Origin of the sequence: Paracoccus sphaerophysae, from assembly GCF_000763805.1 — a bacterium.
Taxonomy (GTDB): domain Bacteria; phylum Pseudomonadota; class Alphaproteobacteria; order Rhodobacterales; family Rhodobacteraceae; genus Paracoccus; species Paracoccus sphaerophysae.
This window is the reverse complement of record NZ_JRKS01000001.1, coordinates 125,781-144,092: the sequence shown is the minus strand read 5'-3', so window position 1 is coordinate 144,092 and position 18,312 is coordinate 125,781. Positions and strand designations below refer to the sequence as shown.

Annotated in this window: 15 protein-coding genes; 7 read left to right on the top strand and 8 right to left on the bottom strand. The window is 69.3% G+C overall.

Features of this window, described 5'->3' with window-relative positions; genetic code table 11:
• Positions 1-4 precede the first annotated feature (4 nt).
• Both IC63_RS00735 and IC63_RS00730 read right to left on the bottom strand, forming a co-directional pair.
• On the bottom strand, positions 5-337 hold the full coding sequence (locus IC63_RS00735) for a DUF4440 domain-containing protein (protein WP_036715978.1): 333 nt from the start codon (positions 335-337) through the stop codon (positions 5-7).
• Positions 334-1,431: a TraB/GumN family protein gene (locus IC63_RS00730; protein WP_084115302.1), complete on the bottom strand. Its 1,098-nt coding sequence runs from the start codon at positions 1,429-1,431 to the stop codon at positions 334-336. Before IC63_RS00730 ends, IC63_RS00735 begins: the two co-directional genes overlap by 4 nt.
• A 196-nt stretch (positions 1,432-1,627) precedes the next feature.
• Here IC63_RS00730 and IC63_RS00725 point away from each other — a divergent pair, with 196 nt between their 5' ends.
• Entirely contained in the window at positions 1,628-1,915 is a 288-nt protein-coding gene (locus IC63_RS00725) for a co-chaperone GroES (protein WP_036702044.1), read from the top strand.
• A 45-nt stretch (positions 1,916-1,960) separates the two neighbouring features.
• The gene (groL, locus tag IC63_RS00720) at positions 1,961-3,607 is read left to right on the top strand and encodes a chaperonin GroEL (RefSeq protein ID WP_036715976.1); all 1,647 of its coding nucleotides are present in this window, start codon (positions 1,961-1,963) and stop codon (positions 3,605-3,607) included.
• A 159-nt stretch (positions 3,608-3,766) separates the two neighbouring features.
• Here groL and IC63_RS00715 read toward each other — a convergent pair whose 3' ends face one another.
• From IC63_RS00715 to proS, 5 genes are all read right to left on the bottom strand, one after another.
• Positions 3,767-4,993 (bottom strand): calcium-binding protein, encoded by a 1,227-nt coding sequence (locus IC63_RS00715; protein ID WP_036715975.1) that lies wholly within the window; start codon positions 4,991-4,993, stop codon positions 3,767-3,769.
• 75 nt (positions 4,994-5,068) lie between these two features.
• Positions 5,069-6,622, bottom strand: a complete 1,554-nt coding sequence (locus IC63_RS00710; protein ID WP_052041746.1) for a Ppx/GppA family phosphatase — start codon at positions 6,620-6,622, stop codon at positions 5,069-5,071.
• Positions 6,623-6,639: 17 nt separating this feature from the next.
• On the bottom strand, positions 6,640-8,805 hold the full coding sequence (locus IC63_RS00705) for an RNA degradosome polyphosphate kinase (protein ID WP_036715973.1): 2,166 nt from the start codon (positions 8,803-8,805) through the stop codon (positions 6,640-6,642).
• A 59-nt stretch (positions 8,806-8,864) separates the two neighbouring features.
• Positions 8,865-9,185 carry a DUF1643 domain-containing protein gene (locus tag IC63_RS19210; RefSeq protein WP_408633538.1) on the bottom strand — a complete coding sequence of 107 codons (321 nt, stop codon included), beginning with the start codon at positions 9,183-9,185 and terminating at the stop codon, positions 8,865-8,867.
• Positions 9,186-9,238: 53 nt separating this feature from the next.
• On the bottom strand, positions 9,239-10,597 hold the full coding sequence (gene proS, locus IC63_RS00700; RefSeq protein ID WP_036715971.1) for a proline--tRNA ligase: 1,359 nt from the start codon (positions 10,595-10,597) through the stop codon (positions 9,239-9,241).
• A 135-nt stretch (positions 10,598-10,732) separates the two neighbouring features.
• Here proS and IC63_RS00695 point away from each other — a divergent pair, with 135 nt between their 5' ends.
• Together IC63_RS00695 and IC63_RS00690 are read left to right on the top strand one after the other, a co-directional pair.
• The gene (locus IC63_RS00695) at positions 10,733-12,325 is read left to right on the top strand and encodes an AI-2E family transporter (RefSeq protein ID WP_084115297.1); all 1,593 of its coding nucleotides are present in this window, start codon (positions 10,733-10,735) and stop codon (positions 12,323-12,325) included.
• Positions 12,326-12,328: 3 nt separating this feature from the next.
• Positions 12,329-13,048 (top strand): P-loop NTPase family protein, encoded by a 720-nt coding sequence (locus IC63_RS00690; protein ID WP_036715968.1) that lies wholly within the window; start codon positions 12,329-12,331, stop codon positions 13,046-13,048.
• Between the two features lie 182 nt (positions 13,049-13,230).
• Here IC63_RS00690 and IC63_RS00685 read toward each other — a convergent pair whose 3' ends face one another.
• Positions 13,231-14,457 carry a Zn-dependent hydrolase gene (locus tag IC63_RS00685; protein ID WP_036715966.1) on the bottom strand — a complete coding sequence of 409 codons (1,227 nt, stop codon included), beginning with the start codon at positions 14,455-14,457 and terminating at the stop codon, positions 13,231-13,233.
• A 649-nt stretch (positions 14,458-15,106) separates the two neighbouring features.
• Here IC63_RS00685 and IC63_RS00680 point away from each other — a divergent pair.
• The 3 genes from IC63_RS00680 (at position 15,107) to IC63_RS00670 (ending at position 18,298) form a co-directional block, all read left to right on the top strand.
• The gene (locus IC63_RS00680; protein WP_036716131.1) at positions 15,107-16,345 is read left to right on the top strand and encodes a DEAD/DEAH box helicase; all 1,239 of its coding nucleotides are present in this window, start codon (positions 15,107-15,109) and stop codon (positions 16,343-16,345) included.
• A gap of 93 nt (positions 16,346-16,438) precedes the next feature.
• The gene (locus IC63_RS00675; protein WP_036715962.1) at positions 16,439-17,011 is read left to right on the top strand and encodes a thymidine kinase; all 573 of its coding nucleotides are present in this window, start codon (positions 16,439-16,441) and stop codon (positions 17,009-17,011) included.
• Positions 17,012-17,188: 177 nt separating this feature from the next.
• On the top strand, positions 17,189-18,298 hold the full coding sequence (locus IC63_RS00670) for a D-alanyl-D-alanine carboxypeptidase family protein (protein ID WP_232222467.1): 1,110 nt from the start codon (positions 17,189-17,191) through the stop codon (positions 18,296-18,298).
• Positions 18,299-18,312: the final 14 nt, after the last annotated feature.

Sequence of the window (18,312 nt, the reverse complement as noted above, 5' to 3'; positions counted from 1 at the left end):
CGGCTCAGCCTTCGGGGGTCTGCTGGTGCTGGATCAGCTGCCAGCCCTCGGCCTGCCGCACCCAGGTCGAGGAGCACAGCGCCGCGTAAGCCGCGCCCTTGCGGGTCGCCGCGGCGCGATAGGCCAGCACGACGCAGTCCTCGGTCTCGACCCCGTGCCGGTCGGTCATCTGCACACCGTCCCAGCGCGGGGCGGTGTCCATCCCGTTCAGGATCGCTTCGCCCTGCAGCACGCTGCCCGCCAGCACCATGACGCAGGACGGATGCATCCGCCGCCGCGCCTCGGCCGCGCCCATCGTCCACCAGCCTTCTTCCAGTGCCCAGAGTTCGTCTGTCACGGCGCAGGTCCCTTCGTGATCGTCCAGCCGTCCCGTTCCAGCAGCCGCAGCACGCCCTTGTCGCCCGGCAGGTGCAGCGCGCCGAAGGCCGCCACGATCGGCTTGCCCTGCGCCGCGGCCTCGTCCGCCGCCTGGGTCAGGGGCGCGATCCAGGCGGCGTTGCGGGCCACCATCATCCGCTCTTCGGCCAGCGCGATCTGGCGGTCGACCTCGGCGCGGTCCAGTCCCGAGTTCTCCTCGGCGTCCAGCCGCATGAACTGCCAGATCGCCCAGATGTCGCCGCGGAAATACGCCTCGATCGTGGTGTGGGCATAGTCGTCGGCCAGGATCGCCCCGGGCAGGGCGCCGCGGATCATGTCCAGCTCCTGTTCGGGCGTGAGGCCGGCGAACAGGGTCAGCACGGTGTCCCAGGGCTCCAGCCCGTGGACCGGGGTGCCGGCGGCCTCGGCCACCGCCATCAGGTCGCGGTCCAGCCCCTCGACCGCGCCGGCGGTCTTGATCTGGTCGATCATGCAGGGCGAAATGCCCAGCATCATCGACACGTACCAGGGCCGCATCCGGCTGACCATGATCGCGGGGATGCCGCGGTCGGCCATTGCTTGGGACAGCTGCTTCCAGTCCTGCGCGTCCAGCCGCTCGGGCAGGGTCGGGCCGGTGGGGTCGATCATCAGGTCGGGTTCGGATTTCAGCGCCTGGGTGATCCGGGCCTCTTCCTCGGGGCCGGCCTCGACCATCAGCGCACCGGCCCCGGCGATCACCGGGGTCAGTTCGGCGATCACCGGGTCGTGGCGTGGGTCGTCGAAGTGATAGGTGCCGATGATCTCGATCCGGGCATCGCCGCGGGTGGTGGTCCAGCGCGTGCCCTGAGCATAGGGCGTGGCCGCCACCGCCGCGTCGATTTCGGCCCGGCGGTCGGCCGGCAGCTCGGCCAGCAGGTCGCGACCAACGCAATCCGGGTGATCCTGCGTCGGGGCCGGCATGGTGGTCGGCGGGGCGGTCCCGCCCGCCCCGGTCGCCGCGGCCACGGGGCCGCCGAGCCACAAGGCTGCCATCAGCACCGCCGCGCGGCCGATCCCTGTCCGTGTCAGGCGCATGATCCGCTCCGTCAACCTCAGCACCCCGGACCATGCCGCGCCGCGGGCCGGTTGGCCACCCCTGACGGGCCGTCCTTTCGGGGGCCTCATGATGGTTGACAGCCCGCCGGCCGCCGCCTACATCGCCGCCATTGGCACTCACCACCATCGAGTGCCAACACGCGACACTGCAACCTGTAACACCGGAGTGTTCACGATGGCATTCAAGCCGCTTCACGACCGCGTCCTGGTCCGCCGCGTCCAGTCGGACGAAAAGACCAAAGGCGGGCTGATCATCCCCGACAGCGCCAAGGAAAAGCCGTCCGAAGGCGAGATCGTCTCGGTGGGCGAAGGCGCCCGCAAGGATTCGGGCGAACTGATTGCGCCCAGCGTCAAGGCCGGCGACCGCATCCTGTTCGGCAAGTGGTCGGGCACCGAAGTGACGCTGGACGGCGAAGAGCTGCTCATCATGAAGGAAAGCGACATCCTCGGGATCATCGGCTGATCCCTCGCAGGCAGCGCTTACAACCCTATGACAAGGAAGAGATAAATGGCTGGCAAGGAAGTCAAGTTCAACACCGATGCCCGCGACCGGATGCTCAAGGGCGTCAACATCCTCGCGGATGCGGTCAAGGTCACGCTGGGCCCGAAGGGCCGCAACGTGGTGATCGACAAGTCGTTCGGCGCCCCGCGCATCACCAAGGACGGCGTCTCGGTCGCCAAGGAAATCGAACTGTCGGACAAGTTCGAGAACATGGGCGCGCAGATGGTCCGCGAAGTCGCCTCGCGCACCAATGACGAGGCCGGGGACGGCACCACCACCGCCACCGTGCTGGCCCAGGCGATCATCAAGGAAGGCCTCAAGGCCGTCGCCGCCGGCATGAACCCGATGGACCTCAAGCGCGGCGTCGACCTGGCCACCCAGCGCGTCGTCGAGGCGATCAAGGCCGCCTCGCGCCCGGTCTCGGACTCGGCCGAAGTCGCCCAGGTCGGCACCATCTCGGCCAACGGCGAGGCCTTCATCGGCCAGCAGATCGCCGAGGCGATGCAGAAGGTCGGCAACGAGGGTGTCATCACCGTCGAAGAGAACAAGGGGATGGAGACCGAGGTCGAAGTCGTCGAAGGCATGCAGTTCGACCGCGGCTACCTGTCGCCCTATTTCGTGACCAACCCCGACAAGATGGTCGCCGAGCTGGAAGACGCCTACATCCTGCTGCACGAGAAGAAGCTGTCCTCGCTGCAGCCGATGGTGCCGCTGCTGGAAGCCGTCATCCAGACGCAGAAGCCGCTGCTGATCATCGCCGAGGACGTGGAAGGCGAGGCGCTGGCGACGCTGGTCGTCAACCGCCTGCGCGGCGGCCTGAAGGTCGCGGCGGTCAAGGCCCCGGGCTTCGGCGATCGCCGCAAGGCCATGCTGCAGGACATCGCGATCCTGACCGGCGGCCAGGTGATCTCGGAAGACCTGGGCATGAAGCTGGAAAACGTCGGCATCGACATGCTGGGCCGCGCCAAGAAGGTCTCGATCAACAAGGACACCACCACCATCGTCGATGGCGCCGGTGAAAAGGCCGAGATCGAGGCCCGCGTCAGCCAGATCCGTCAGCAGATCGAGGAAACCACCTCGGACTACGACAAGGAAAAGCTGCAGGAGCGCGTGGCGAAGCTCGCCGGCGGCGTGGCCGTGATCCGCGTCGGCGGCATGACCGAAGTCGAGGTGAAGGAGCGCAAGGACCGCGTCGATGACGCGCTGAACGCGACCCGCGCCGCGGTGCAGGAAGGTGTCGTGGTCGGCGGCGGCGTCGCGCTGGTGCAGGCCGGCAAGGCGCTGGAAGGTCTGGAAGGCGAGAACGCCGACCAGAACGCCGGCATCGCGCTGGTCCGCCGCGCGCTGGAGGCCCCGATGCGCCAGATCGCCGAGAACGCGGGCGTCGACGGCGCGGTGGTCGCGGGCAAGGTCCGCGAGAGCCAGGACAAGACCTTCGGCTTCAACGCCCAGACCGAGGAATATGGCGACATGTTCAAGTTCGGCGTGATCGACCCGGCCAAGGTCGTGCGCACCGCGCTGGAAGACGCCGCGTCGGTGGCCGGCCTGCTGATCACCACCGAGGCGATGATCGCCGAGAAGCCCGAGCCCAAGGGCGCCGCCGGCGGCATGGGCGGCGGCATGGGCGGCATGGGCGGCATGGACATGATGTAATGTCCTGCCCCTGTGGCTGACAGGAAAGGCCGCCCTTTGGGGCGGCCTTTTTCATTTCGGCTGTGGCGTCACACATCGGCGTCACACGTCAGCGCAAGATGACGCCTGCGGCGGGCGGTCGCGCCACGATCCGGCGGATCGGTCCGTATGGGCGTCGGGTCAGGTGTACGTCGGCTGCCACAGCACCAGCGTGACACTGGCCGCGTCTGCCGTCGGCGTGCCGGTCAGGTCGAAGCTCTGGTCTTCGGATTCGAGGTTGACCGATGCGCCTGTGACGCCGGTCAGCCGCACGGCAAGCTGGCCGTCGATCAGGACGCTGGTGTCGCCGTCGGCCTCGACCACGTCGATGCGCCCTGCGAAGGCCGCGACGTCGGGCGTTTCGCCCAGGAATCCGTCGCTGACGATCAGCCGCATGCTGTCCTGCGCGGGGTCAAAGTCGGTCACGACCGAATCCGGTCCTTTGCCCGTCACCCAGCCCCTGAGATCGTCGGCGCCGGTTCCCGTGGTGACGATGTCACCGTCGGCAAAGACGATCCCGTCATTCCCGGCCCCGCCGTCCAGCGTGTCCACCGCATCGTCGATGCGCCATTCGTGCCAGTCGTTTGCCGTTGACGCATGTTCCATGTGGTTGGGGGAGCCGACGAGATGATCGTCGCCCTCGCCCCCGCGCAGGTGCCCCGCCCCGCTGACCGAGACCAGCACGTCGTCGCCTGCCCCGCCTTCGACCGGCGCAACCGTTTCAAAGACCTCGACGACGTCCTGGCCGGCGCCTCCCCGATACTCGGTGTTTTCACCGATATGGGCGACCACCGCGTGGCCGGCGCCAGCGCCCAGGATGGTGTCGCCGTCCGAGTCCCGGACCCAGCCCTGCGTCGCGCCGGACAGGTCGATCAGGTTCCCGCCGCCTTGCGCATCGACCACGACAAAGCCTGACCCGACGGTCAGCGTGTCATCGCCGTCCAGATCGACATGGCTCGCCCCGACCGCGACCTGATCGCCGCCAGGTGCCGTCCATGTCCCCGCCTGCGGATCGGGGACGACGACGCGAACGGGCATGGGATCGTCGTGATTCCAGCCCAGTTCCAGCCCGTCCGGCGGCGCGCCCGTATCGACGAGGATGTCGTCACGGCCGCCGCCGCCATCGACAAGGCCGCCATCGGGATCGGTCAGCACCAGCCCGTCATCGCCCGAGGTGCCGTCGAGCACGAACCCGCTGCCATCCTGGACCTGTTCGGGTTCGGGTTCCGGCTCCGGCTCGGGCTCGGGCTCGGGCTCAGGTTGTGGTTCCGGCTCAGCCGACGCGGTCTCGTCGCTGTCGAATGCCCCTGCCAATGCGGCAAGACCGACGCCCAGCAGCATCGGCAAAAGCAGGATCAGGTTGTCCATCGTCAACTCCCCAGGCTTGAAATACAGGTGCAGTCAGGCGGGGTCTTCCGGGCTGTCCAGTTGCCCGTTTCGCACCTAGCTCACCACGCCCTCGACGCCCATCGCCTTGCACAGCGTCTGAAACCGCGCCTCGGCGACCTCGCCCATCAGGGCACGGCCGGTGCGGGTCAGGCGCAGCGCCAGCGTGCCGGCGTCGCGGTCCAGCGTCAGCGCGCCCGCCTCGGCCGGGTCGGCGATCGAGAACATCGCGCCAAAGCGCATCGCCTTGCCCAGGACCTCGGCGTCGCGGATCTCGTCTTCGCTCAGCAGCTCGAACAGCGGGGTCATCGCCGACCCGGCCCGGCTGTTCTTGTAGCGGTGCAGCAGCGCCAGCCCCAGGAACACCCGTTCCGGGTGGCTCAGCGCCGCGAGGTTGGCGCGGGTGACGTTGTCGAAACACGCCTCGGCCCGGTAATCGGGGTGGGCGCGCCAGCTGGTATCATGCAGCAGGCAGGCGGCGCGGATCAGGCGGTCGCGTTCGGGCGCCACGTCCCCGAAAAGTGGCAGCAGGAACTGGTACAGCTTCTTGCCGAAGCCGGGCATCCGCGCCATTTGGCGTTCGGTAAAGCGCGCGGCCTCGATCAGCGGGTCGCGCTTGCGGATGCCGGGCGACATCTGTTCGTACAAAAGCCCCTCGCGGATCCCGTACGAACTGATCGCGATCTCGGCCGGCTTGAAGGTCAGCACCAGCTGCCGCAGCACCTGCATGGCCAGCGGCACCAGCTCGATCCGCGAGGTGGAAATGCCCGTCAGCGTCCTTAGATCGGCGATGTCGCGGTCGCCGATCCACTTGACCGTCGCCATCACGTCGTCCGGCGTCATCCGGTATTCGTGCAGCACGGTCATCGGATAGGCGCGGCGTTCCATGTCCAGCCGCGCGATCGCCCGCCACGACCCGCCGACCAGGTAGACCCGTTCATGGTCGGCGCCGACGGTGTCGCGCAGCCCGTCCATGATCAGTTCGATGTGCTTCTTGAGGTTCTTCGGCTCGATCTGCTGCAGCCGGAACGGCCCCATGGGCGAGGTTGCGCGGCGGCCGATCCGTCCGCCCTCGACCTCTGCCAGTTCCATCGAGTTGCCGCCGATGTCGCAGACCAGCCCGCGCGCGTCCGGCCAGCCCAGCAGCACGCCCTGGGCGGACAGCCGAGCCTCTTCCTCGCCGTCGATGACGATCAGCTTGAGCCCGGTCTGGCGTTCCACCGCCTTGTGAAAGGCCGGGCCGTCCTCGGCCTCGCGCACCGCGGCGGTGGCCACGCAGGTCAGGGCGGAAATCCCCATCCCCTCGGCCAGCGCGGCAAAGCGGGTCAGCGCGGCCATGCCGCGGACCGCGCCCTCGGGGTTCAGCCTGCCGGTGGCGGCGAGCCCCTGCCCCAGCCCCGCCATGACCTTTTCGTTATAGAAATAGGCCGGGCTGCGCGCGGCGCCGTCGAACACCACCATCCGGATCGAGTTCGAGCCCACGTCGACCACCCCCACCCGGGCCAGCTCGCGCGCCGACAGGAACGGCAGCCCCTGCTTGCCGAAGGGCGACACCCCGACGCCCTGGCCCGTCCCGACATGTGCTGCGGCATTCTTCTTGCGCTCCGGCATCGTTCCTCGCTCGCGGTTCAGTCGGCGGTGTGGGTGAGCGCGGGCACGTCGCCCGCACCGGCGGTTCCGCGTCCCGACAGGGACGGGTTTTCCATGAAGAACTTGTGACAGCTGAACAGGTCGTCACGGTCTTCGGGAAGATGACGCAGATAGCGGCCATCGGGTTGAAGCAGCCAGCTTTGCGCCTCGTCGGCCATGTTGGCGGCCATGATCTGGCTGGTGATCTGGGCCTTCACGGTGTCGTTCAGGCACTCGACCAGGGTTTCGACCCGGCGGGTCAGGTTGCGGTCCATCCAGTCGGCCGAGCTGATGAACACCCGCGCCTTGCGCGACGGCAGGGCGTGGCCGTTGCCGAAGCAGACGATGCGCGAATGTTCCAGGAACCGCCCGACGATGGATTTCACCCGGATGTTTTCCGACAGCCCCGCGATCCCCGGCCGCAGCGCGCAGATGCCGCGCACGACGAGGTTGATGCGGACGCCGGCCGCAGACGCCTCGTACAGCGCCTCGATCACATCGCGCTCGACGAGGCTGTTCATCTTGGCCCAGATCTCGGCCGGGCGGCCGCGGCGGGCAAGGTCGGCCTCGCGCCCGATCAGCTCGAGCAGCGTCGATTTCAGGTCGATTGGGCTGATGGCGAGGTTTTCCAGCCCCTCGGGCTGCACATAGCCGGACAGGAAGTTGAACACCTTGGTCGCGTCCCGGCCCAGCGCCGGGTCGCAGGTGAACAGCGACAGGTCGGTATAGATGCGCGCCGTGATCGGGTGGTAGTTGCCGGTACCGTAATGGGTATAGGTCACCAGGCGGTCGCCCTCGCGCCGCACCACGGTCGAGATCTTGGCGTGGGTCTTGTAGTTGGTGAAGCCATAGACGACATGCGCGCCGGCGCGTTCCAGCCGCCGCGACTGGCGGATGTTGGCGGCCTCGTCGAAGCGGGCCTTGAGTTCCACCAGCGCCATCACCGACTTTCCCGATTCCGCCGCCTCGCACAGCGCCGAGACGACCGGGCTGTCCCAGCTGGTGCGGTACAGGGTCTGCTTGATCGCCACCACGTCGGGATCGCGAGCCGCCTGCTGCAGGAACCGGATGACCATGTCAAAGGTCTCGTAGGGGTGGTGCAGCAGCATGTCCTTCTGCCGGATCGCCGCGAACATGTCGCCGTCGTGGTCCTGCACCCGCTCCGGCACCCGGGGGGTGAAGGCCGGCCATTGCAGGTCGCGGCGGCTGTCCAGCACCAGTTCGCGCATGTCGGCCATCCCCAGCAGGCCCTCGACCTCGACCACCTCGTCGGCGCCGACCTGCAGTTCCTGCATGATCACGCGGCGCAGGCGCTCGGGCGCGCCGGCGGTGATCTTCAGCCGGATGACGTCGCCGCGGCGGCGGCGCTTCAGCGCCGTCTCGAATTCGCGGACCAGGTCCTCGGCCTCGTCCTCAACTTCCAGGTCGCTGTCGCGCAGCACCCGGAAGGCGCAATGGCCGATGTCGCGGTAGCCCGGGAACAGCCGCGGCAGGTGCATCAGCAGCAGGTCTTCGAGCCGCAGGAAGCGCTGGCCGCCGGGCAGCGGGATGAAGCGCTTGAGCTGCCCCGGGATCGGCAGCAGCGCCTGCATCTGCCGGCCGTCAGATTCGCGCGCCAGTTCCAGCGCCAGGGAAAAGCCGGTGTTGGGGATGAAGGGGAACGGATGCGCGGTGTCGATCGCCAGCGGCGTCAGGACCGGGAACACCTGTTCGACGAAGTGTTCGCGCAGGAAATTTGCCTCGGCCGCAGTGACGCGGGAGCGGGACAGGATGACGATGCCCTCGGCCTCCATGTCGCGGCGCAGCTTGTTCCAGACGGTCTGCTGGGCGTCCATCAGCCGCCGCGCATCGGCGTTGATGAGCGACAGCTGTTCGGCCGGCGACAGCCCGTCATCCGAGGGCAGCGTGTTCCCCTCGCGCACCAGTTCGCGCAGGCCGGCGACGCGGACCGTGTAGAATTCGTCGAGGTTGGTGGCCGAGATCGACAGGAAGCGCAGCCGTTCCAGCAGCGGCACGCGCGGGTTGCGGGCCTCGTCCAGCACCCGCCAGTTGAAGGACAGCCAGCTGAGTTCGCGGTTGAAGAAGCGCGCCGGACCGACGGGCGCACCCTCGGGCAACGCACGGGGGGCGGGGAAGTCGGATTTTAGGAAATCGGCCTGGGTCATGGTCGGGCTGCGTTGATCCGCGGTGAAGCCAAACCATTTGGCCCGGCCGGTGAGGGCTGTCAAACAGTCAGGGCGCGCGGGGGGTGGTTTCCGCGGCCCTGCCCAGCGCGGACCCGTTCCCTCGTGGCGTCGGCGTGCGCGCCGTTCGCCGTCCTGCGCCGGGCAGCGCATGGCTCCAGGTGCGGACAGGAGTTACACTCAGGGTCAGGCATCGGGCCAGGTGTCCCGCCGTTCCCCCGATTCCCAACCCTCGCCCGTGTGCTGACCGACTGCCGCTGATCGGCGGTCGAGGGGTTCCGCATCACCCAGGCCAGCCGCGGCAGGTCCGGGTCCCACTGGCGGATCAGCGCATAGCGATAGGCGCCGCAGGCCGAAAACACCGCCTCGGAGGATACCCCCGCAGCCTGGTGGCGCCGGATCAACAGCGGCCCCGTCACCCCCCGTAGGAAGCGGCGAAGACCGGCGCGTAGATCTCGACCAGCCGGGCGACGGCGTCGGCGGGCGACATCTCGACCGACCCGCCGCTGCGGCGGCTGGTCAGCTCGACCACGTTGTTCGCCAGCCCGCGCGGGCCGACGGTGATCCGCCAGGGCAGGCCGATCAGGTCCATGGTCGCGAACTTGGCGCCGGCGCGCTCGTCGCGGTCGTCGTACAGCACGTCCAGCCCGCGCGCGGTCAGCTCGCGCTCCAGCGCCTCGCAGGCGTTGTCGGTCGAGGCGTCACCCTGCTTGAGGTTCACCAGCCCGACATGGAAGGGGGTCACGCCCTCGGGCCAGATGATGCCCTTGTCGTCGTGGCTCGCTTCGATGATGGCGCCGAGCAGGCGGGACACGCCGATGCCGTGCGATCCCATGTGGACCGGCACCCGTGCGCCGTCCGGGCCGACCACGGTGGCGCCCATCGGTTCGGAATACTTGGTGCCGAAATAGAAAATCTGCCCGACCTCGATGCCGCGGGCCGAGCGGCGGCGATCCTCGGGGATCTCGGCGAATACTGCTTCGTCATGGGTCTCGTCGGTGCGGGCATAGCGCGAGGTGAACTCTTCCAGCACCGCGCGGCAGGCGGCGGCGTCGTCATAGTCGATCTGGCGGTCGCCAAAGGTCAGGTCGGTGATCTGGCTGTCATAGAACACCTCGGATTCGCCGGTGTCGGCCAGCACCAGGAATTCATGCGTGTTCTCGCCGCCGATGGGACCTGAGTCGGCCCGCATCGGGATCGCCTGCAGGCCCATGCGTTCATAGGTGCGCAGGTAGCTGACCAGGTGCCGGTTATAGGCGTGCAGCGCAGCCTCGCGCGTCAGGTCGAAGTTGTAGCCGTCCTTCATCAGGAACTCGCGGCCCCGCATCACGCCGAAGCGGGGGCGGACCTCGTCGCGGAACTTCCACTGGATCTGGTACAGCGTCAGCGGCAGATCCTTGTAGCTGTTGACGTGCGCCCGGAAGATGTCGGTGATCATCTCTTCGTTGGTGGGGCCGAACAGCATCTCGCGGTCGTGACGGTCCCTGATCCGCAGCATTTCTTGGCCGTAATCGTCATAGCGGCCGGATTCGCGCCACAGGTCGGCCGATTGCATGGTTGGCATCAGGACCGGGATGTGGCCGGCGCGCTGCTGTTCCTCGTGCACGATCTGCTGTATGCGGTTCAGCACCTTCAGCCCCAGCGGCAGCCAGGAATAGATGCCCGCGGCCTGCTGCTTGATCATCCCGGCGCGCAGCATCAGCCGGTGGCTGACGATCTGCGCCTCGGACGGGTTCTCTTTCAGGACGGGCAGGAAATAGCGCGACAGACGCATGGGGGCGTGGCCTCTGGCAGGGGAACGCCGCCGGGGATAGCGGATCGGCCGTCCTGCGGCAAGCGCAGCGCGCTTGCATCGCCGTCCCGCGCAAGGCAGTCAGGCGGCAACTGCCATCCCCCGCAAGAGGCTGCCATGCGCGTTCCGGTTCAAAAGCAGGTCTGGTGGTGGACCGCCACCGCGGCCTTGGTGATGCTGGTCCTGTGGGCCCTGGGGGACGTCATGACCCCGTTCCTGATCGGGGCGGGCATCGCCTATGTGCTGGACCCGCTGGCCGACCGGCTGGAACGCAGCGGGCTGTCGCGCACCAAGTCGGTGGCACTGATCACGTTGATCGCCGGCCTGGCCTTTGTCCTGGCGCTGGTATTGGTCGTGCCGATGGTGGTGCGCCAGCTGACGCAGCTGGTGACCAACGCGCCGCACTACATTGAGGTCGCGCAGTCCTGGCTGACCGGCCGCTTCCCCGAGCTGGTCCCCGAGGGCGGCACGCTGCGCAACGCCATGACGCAGGTCGGCGCCCAGCTGTCCGACAAGGGCGGCACGATCATGGTGACTGTGCTCAGCTCGATCAGCAACATCGTGGGGGTGGTGCTGCTGGCGGTCATCGTGCCGGTGGTGGCCTTCTATCTGCTGCTGGACTGGGACCGGATGGTGGCGCGGCTGGACACGCTGCTGCCGCGCGAACACGCCGGCACGATCCGCTCGATCGCCCGGCAGATCAACGAAAGCATGGCCGGGTTCCTGCGGGGGCAGGGGCTGGTGACGCTGATCCTGGCGACCTTCTATTCGACCGCGCTGCTGTTGGTCGGTCTGCCCTTTGCGCTGGTGATCGGGATTTCGGCGGCGGTGCTGTCGATCATCCCCTATGTCGGCGTGTTCACCGGCGGCGTCACCTCGGTCGCCGTGGCGGCCTTCACCTTCTGGGACGATCCGAAATGGATCGTGGCGGTGCTGGCGATCTTTGTCGTCGGCCAGATCCTCGAGGGGAACTATCTGCAGCCCAAGATCATCGGCGGGCATGTCGGGCTGCATCCTGTCTGGCTGATGATCGCGCTGGCGGTGTTCGGCAAGCTGCTGGGCTTTGTCGGGCTGGTCGTCGCGGTGCCGCTGGGGGCGATCATCGGGGTGCTCGTGCGGTTCTTCATCGAACGCTACAAGGAAAGCTCGCTGTATACCGGCCGGGGGCTGGTGCCCGAGCCCGCCCCGCCGCTGCTGATCGAGGTGGTGCCGCGCGGCACCACGGCCGAAACGCGCCGCCGGTCCGAGGCCGCCCACGCCGCCGCCGTGGCCGAGGTCAAGGTCGAGGAAGCCCGCTTCGCCGCCCGCGAGGCGGCCGGGGAAGCGGCGCGCCGCGACGGCGCCAAGGTGGCCGTCGCCCGCGTCGCAGTGGCCGCACCCGGCCCGGAGGGGGCCGCCGCAACGCTCAGCGCCGAACCCGAGGTGCGCACCTGGGGGGGCAAGACCGCCGACGGCACCGACCCGGATGACCCGACCGGCAAGAAACGCCGCAAGGCCGAGCAGGAGCGCGCCGAGGCCGGGGACGAGGCGGCAGAGGCCCGCGCGTCCTTCCATTCCGGCCCCGTGGAAGAAGCCGTCCTGGCGCCGGGCAGCGCCCCCGAGGCGCCGCCACCGGCCCCAGGCATCGTGCCGGACGGCGTGACGGCGCCGCGAGACCCGACGACGCCAGGCATGGCCGTTGCCGGACAGGCCGCGCCGCGGTCCCGCTGAACCTTGGCCCGGCAACTGACCTTTGACCTGGGGCTGACGCCGGCGCTGGGGCGGGCGGATTTCCTGCCCGCGCCCGCCAATGCGGCGGCGCTGGCCATGGTGGACCGGCCGCAGGACTGGCCGCAGGGGCGGCTGTTGCTGGTCGGCCCCGAGGCGTCGGGCAAGTCGCACATCGCGTCCTTCTGGGCGGGCGAGCACGGCGCGCGGGTGGTGCGCGGCGGTGCGTTGCGGGTCGACGCCGCCGACGCGCTGGCGCCCGAGGCGGGGGCGCTGGTGATCGACGACGCCGACCGCGTCGCCCATGCCGCGGGCGCCGAACAGGCGCTGTTTCACCTGTGGAACCTGTCGGCGGCGCGCGGGACGCTGCTGCTGATGGCGGCGCGGGCTGCGCCGCGCGACTGGGGGCTGGTGCTGCCGGACCTTGCCTCGCGGATGGCGTCGGTCGCGGTGGCGCGGCTGGGCGCGCCGGACGAGGCGCTGCTGGGGGCGGTGCTGGTCAAGCTGCTGGCCGACCGGCAGCTGACCCCGGGTCCGGGCGTGGTCGAGGCGCTGGTGCGGCACATGGACCGCGACCTCGCGCTGGCCCGCCGGCTGGTGGCCGAGATCGACCGCACCGCCCTCGCCGAGGGCCGCGGGGTGACCCGGCCGCTGGCGCTGGACGCGCTCGCGCGGCTGACCGGGGCGGGGGGTGAGGCATCCGACCCCGTCGCAAATGGGAGCTAGCCTGCCGAGACGGACGGCCGATGTCCTCGTGGCCCAGGAGGTCGGCGCGGTAAGGACCCGGGTTATGGATGGGCAATGCAGTCAAGCGGCAGAACGGACTTACGTAAGCACCCGAATACAACTCGTGCCCGACCGAATGAGCTCCAGGGGCACAGCCGGCCACGTAAGTCCCTCCCCTCCCCTCACTCCCCGGCATCCAGCGCCAGCACCGTTTCCGCCAGGACTTCCGCGCCCAGCGCGATGCTGTCATTCTCGGTGAACTCCTCGGCGCAATGCGAGCGTCCGTCGCGAGACGGCACGAACACCATCGCCGCTGGTGCGATGCGGGCCATGAAGGCGGTGTCGTGGCCGGCGCCCGACACCATCGGCCGGTGGGTGGCGCCGACCCGATCCGCGGCCGCGGCGAGCCGGGTCAGCAGGCCGGCATCGGTCCGGGTCGGGTAATTGTCCGACACCAGCCGCACGGCGCCCGAGATCCCCTCGGGCAGCCGGCCCGCCCGCGTCTCGACCCAGGTCACGAAATCCTCCATCGCGGCGCGGTCGGCAGAGCGGGCGTCGATCAGCAGCCGGGCGCGGTTGGGGATGACGTTGGCGGCGCCGGGCTCGATGGAAAACTCGCCGACCGTGGCGGTGAAATGGCCGCGCGAGGCGCGGGCGCCGGCCTCGGCGTCGATGTCGGTGACCAGCCCGGCCGCCGCGACCAGCGCATCGGCACGGCGGTCCATCGGGGTCGTGCCGGCGTGGCCGGCCTGGCCGGTCAGCACCACCTCGATCCGCTCGATCCCGGCGATGGCGGTCACCAGCCCCAGATCGGTGCCGCTGCCTTCCAGCACCGTGCCCTGCTCGATATGCAGCTCGAGGAAGGCGCGCACGTCTGTCCGCGGCGCGACCGTCGTCGGATCGCCGCCCACGTCGCGCACCGCCTGTTCCAGCGTCCGCCCCTCATGTTCCCGGGTCAGCCACTCGACCGGGCGCACGCCGGCCATCCCGCGCGAGCCGATGCAGGACACGCCGAAGACCGAGACCTCCTCGGCCAGGAAATCGACCACCGCAAGATCGTGGCGCAGCGCGATGCCGCGCTCGGCCAGCATCCGCGCGACTTCGAGCGCCACCACGACCCCCGCGACGCCGTCGAACCGGCCGCCATCCGGGACGGTGTCCGAGTGGCTGCCCAACATGATCGTCCCCGCCCCCGGGACGGTGCCCGCCCGGGTGCCGATCAGGTTGCCGCTGGCATCGGTTTCGACCGACAGCCCGGCGCGGCGGAACGCGTCCGCGATCCACACCCGCCCCTCGTCGAATCGGGGCGAGAAGGCCCGCCGCGTCCACGGCCGCCCCGGATCGGTGATCGCGGCCAGCGCGTCGATATCGGCGGCGATGCGGTCGGCGCTGACCCTCAGGTTACGCATGAGGGGCAGCTTTCGGGACGCGGCCGGACCGCGGCAGATCGAGGTTGAACATGCAGGAAAAGCCTTTCGCAGCCGGGATCGGACCCGCCCATATCACCAATCCGCGGCACGCTCGGCAAGCGCCCAACGGTGCAGAATATCTGACTTTTCGCACAGGGACGCTTGACTTTTCCGCCGTATTCTCCAACTAGAGCCAGGTCCGAGACCCGCTGCCGCGTGAGCAGCCGCAGAACGCTTCTGCCAGGGTCCGGGCTTCGACGGTTTCCCCTTTCACGCAGGGTTGCCCGCGGGTTCGTATTCCACCCGCGCCCCCTACGTTGCCGCGCCGGCCTCTGCTGCGCGTGGCGTGTTTTTCGTGCCGCCCGATACGGGGCCGGCACGCGCAAGGACATGAGAGATGACCGACCATACCGACGCCGCAAAGGCGAAAAAACCCCAGCGCTCCGGCGATTTCCGCAGCCGCGGCCCGCGTCCGGAAGGCGCCGGCGCGCGCGCCGACCGCTCTGCCGACCGCCCTGCCGCGGGTGACAAGCCGAAATCGGCGGGCTTCGGCGCCCGCCGCGGCCCCGGCCGCGCCAAGAAGGCCCGCGCCGAGGCCGAGCCCTTCATCCGCCGCGCCATCCCCGACATCGACACGCCCTTCACCCGGATGGGCATCGACAAACGCGTGGCGATCAACCTGCCCGAACTGGGCCTGATCGAGCCGACCCCGATCCAGGCGGAATCCATCCCGGCGATCGTGGACGGCCGCGACCTGCTGGGGCTCGCTCAGACCGGGACCGGCAAGACCGCCGCCTTCGGCCTGCCGATGCTGACCCGGCTGCTGATCGCCGGCGAACGTCCGGCGCCAAAATCCTGCCGCGCGCTGATCCTGGCGCCGACCCGCGAGCTGGCGACCCAGATCGCCCAGAACGTCGAATCCTTCGCCAAGGGCACCGGCCTGCGCACCTTCCGGGTCGTCGGTGGCGCCTCGATCAACGTGCAGGTGGACCGGCTGGAACGGGGCGTCGACATCCTGATCGCTACCCCCGGCCGCCTGATCGACCTGATCGAGCGCGGCGCCGTGCAGTTTGACCAGACCGGCTACCTGGTGCTGGACGAGGCCGACCAGATGCTGGACATCGGCTTCATCCACGCCCTGCGCCGCATCGCCAGGCTGCTGCCGAAATCGCGCCAGACGCTGCTCTTCTCGGCCACCATGCCGAAGCTGATGGAGGAACTCGCCGACAGCTATCTGACCGATCCGCTGCGGGTGGCCGTCAACCCTCCGGGCAAGGCCGCCGAAAAGATCGACCAAGGCGTGCATTTCGTCAATCAGGGCGACAAGGCCGCGCTGCTGGCCGAATATCTGGCCAAGCATCCGGGCGAGCTGGCGATCGTCTTCGGCCGCACCAAGCACGGGTCGGAAAAGCTGTCCACGCTGTTGCAGAAATGGGGCTTCAAGGTCGCGGCCATCCACGGCAACAAGTCGCAGGGCCAGCGGGAACGGGCGCTGTCGAGCTTCCGCTCCGAGGAAACCCAAGTACTGGTCGCGACCGATGTCGCCGCGCGCGGGCTGGATATCCCGCAGGTGGCGCATGTCTATAACTACGACCTGCCCAACGTGCCGGAAAACTATGTCCACCGCATCGGTCGCACCGCGCGGGCGGGCCGCGACGGTCGCGCCGTTGCCTTCTGCGCCCCGGCCGAGGCCGGCGAGCTGCGGGCCATCGAGAAGTCGATGAAGGCGCAGATCCCGGTGATCGGCGGCGAGCCGCCGGCAGGACCCGTTCCCTCGCCGCGCAGCCCCGGCGGCCGGTCGGGCACGCGGCCCGCAGGCGCAACCCCGGCCCGCAAGCGCCCGGCCCGCCGGCCGTCGCGCGCGCCCAAGGGGCAAGCCAAGGCGTAATCTCTATGGGCCCGCAGCGGCGACGCTGCGGGCTTTTCTGACGGCCGCCCTGCGGGCTTGCAGAGCCGCCTTCGGCTTGGCAATGCGGCGCGCATGGCGAAGCTCTATTTCCACCACTCGACGATGAACGCGGGTAAAAGCACGCTGCTGCTGCAGGCGTCCTACAACTATCGCGAACGCGGCATGACCACGCTGCTGCTGACCGCCGGGCTGGATACCCGCGCCGGCGCCAGCCGCATCGGCAGCCGCATCGGCATTTCCGCCGAGGCGCTGGCCTTCGGCCCTACCACCGACCTGTTCGCGTTGATCGCCGAGCAGGGCGCGGGCGCCGCCTGCATCTTCGTCGATGAGGCGCAGTTCCTGGCCCCCGACCAGGTCTGGCAATTAGCCCGGGTGGCCGACGATCTCGGCCAGCCGGTCATGGCTTACGGCCTGCGCACCGATTTCCGCGGCGAGCTGTTTCCCGGATCGGCCGCACTGCTGGCGATCGCGGACGAATTGCGCGAGGTCCGCACGATCTGCCATTGCGGGCGCAAGGCGACGATGGTCGTGCGGCTCGGCCCGGACGGCGCGCCGCTGCGCGAGGGCGCCCAGATCCAGGTCGGCGGCAATGAAACCTATGTCTCGCTGTGCCGCCGCCACTGGCGCGAGGCGATGGGGCGCTGATCGGCGCCGATTCAGGAAATCTTTACCGCCCTGCTCTAGAGCCCGAGAAGCGGCGGCGTTGCGAGAGGCGGCTCGCTGCGTTAACCCTGTCGCCGAACAGGCAGAGGAACAACCATGCGCATCGGCTCGGTCTTCGGTATCGTGAACGTCCTGCTGGGCGCGGCCGTGGCGCTGGCGATGACGGCGCTGTCGGCGGCCGCCTTCGACACCAATGCCCGCGCGGCGTGGGTCTATGACGTCGCCACCGGCACCGTGCTGCTGGAAAAGAACGCCGACCAGCCGATCCCGCCGGCGTCGATGTCCAAGCTGATGACGGTCTACATGCTGTTCGAGGCGCTGCACGAAGGCCGGGTCACCAAGGACACCCAGTTCCCGGTGTCCAGCAAGGCCAAGGCGATGCAGGGCTCGACAATGTTTCTGGACGAACGCGACCGTCCGACCGTGGAAGAGCTGATCAAGGGCATCGTCGTGCTGTCGGGCAACGACGCCTGCGTGGTCGTGGCCGAAGGCCTGTCGGGCACCGAACAGGCCTTTGCGCGCGAGGCGACGGCGCGGGCCAAGGCGCTGGGGATGACCCAGACCCACCTGACCAACGCCTCGGGCTGGCCCGACCCCGAACATCGCATGTCGGCCCACGATCTGGGCATCCTCGCCCAGCATCTGATCGCTGATTTCCCCGAGGATTACGGTTATTTCGCGCTGCAGGAATTCGTCTATGGCGACCGGGCCGAGAAGAACCGGCACAACCGCAACCCCTTGCTTGCGCTTGGAATCGGCGCCGACGGGCTCAAGACCGGCCACACGCAGGAGGCGGGCTATGGGCTGGTCGGCTCGGCCGTGCAGGACGGGCGCCGGGTGATCTTCGTGCTCAGCGGCCTGCCCACCGAAAAGGCCCGCGCGGAAGAGGCCGAGCGCATCGTCAACTGGGCCTTCCGGCAGTTTGCGATGAAGACCGTGGTGCCGAAAGGCGAGCGGGTGGCCTGGGCGCCGGTCTGGCTGGGTGCCGCGCGGCGCGTGGCGCTGACCACGCAAGGCGGCGTGAACGTGCTGATCCCGGCTGGCGCTGCCTCGGGCGTCACCGCCGAGGCGGTCTTCGACGGCCCGATCGAGGCCCCGATCACCGCCGGGCAGAAGCTGGGCGAGCTGATCGTGACGATCCCCGGCTCGGTCGAATCGCGTCTGCCGCTGGTCGCGGCCGAGGACGTGGCGCGGGCCGGCTTCGTCGGCCGCCTGCAGAACGCCGCGCTGCGGCTCGGGCGCCGCGCGATGTCGGCCGCCGGCGTCTAGCTGGGCGGCAGGCG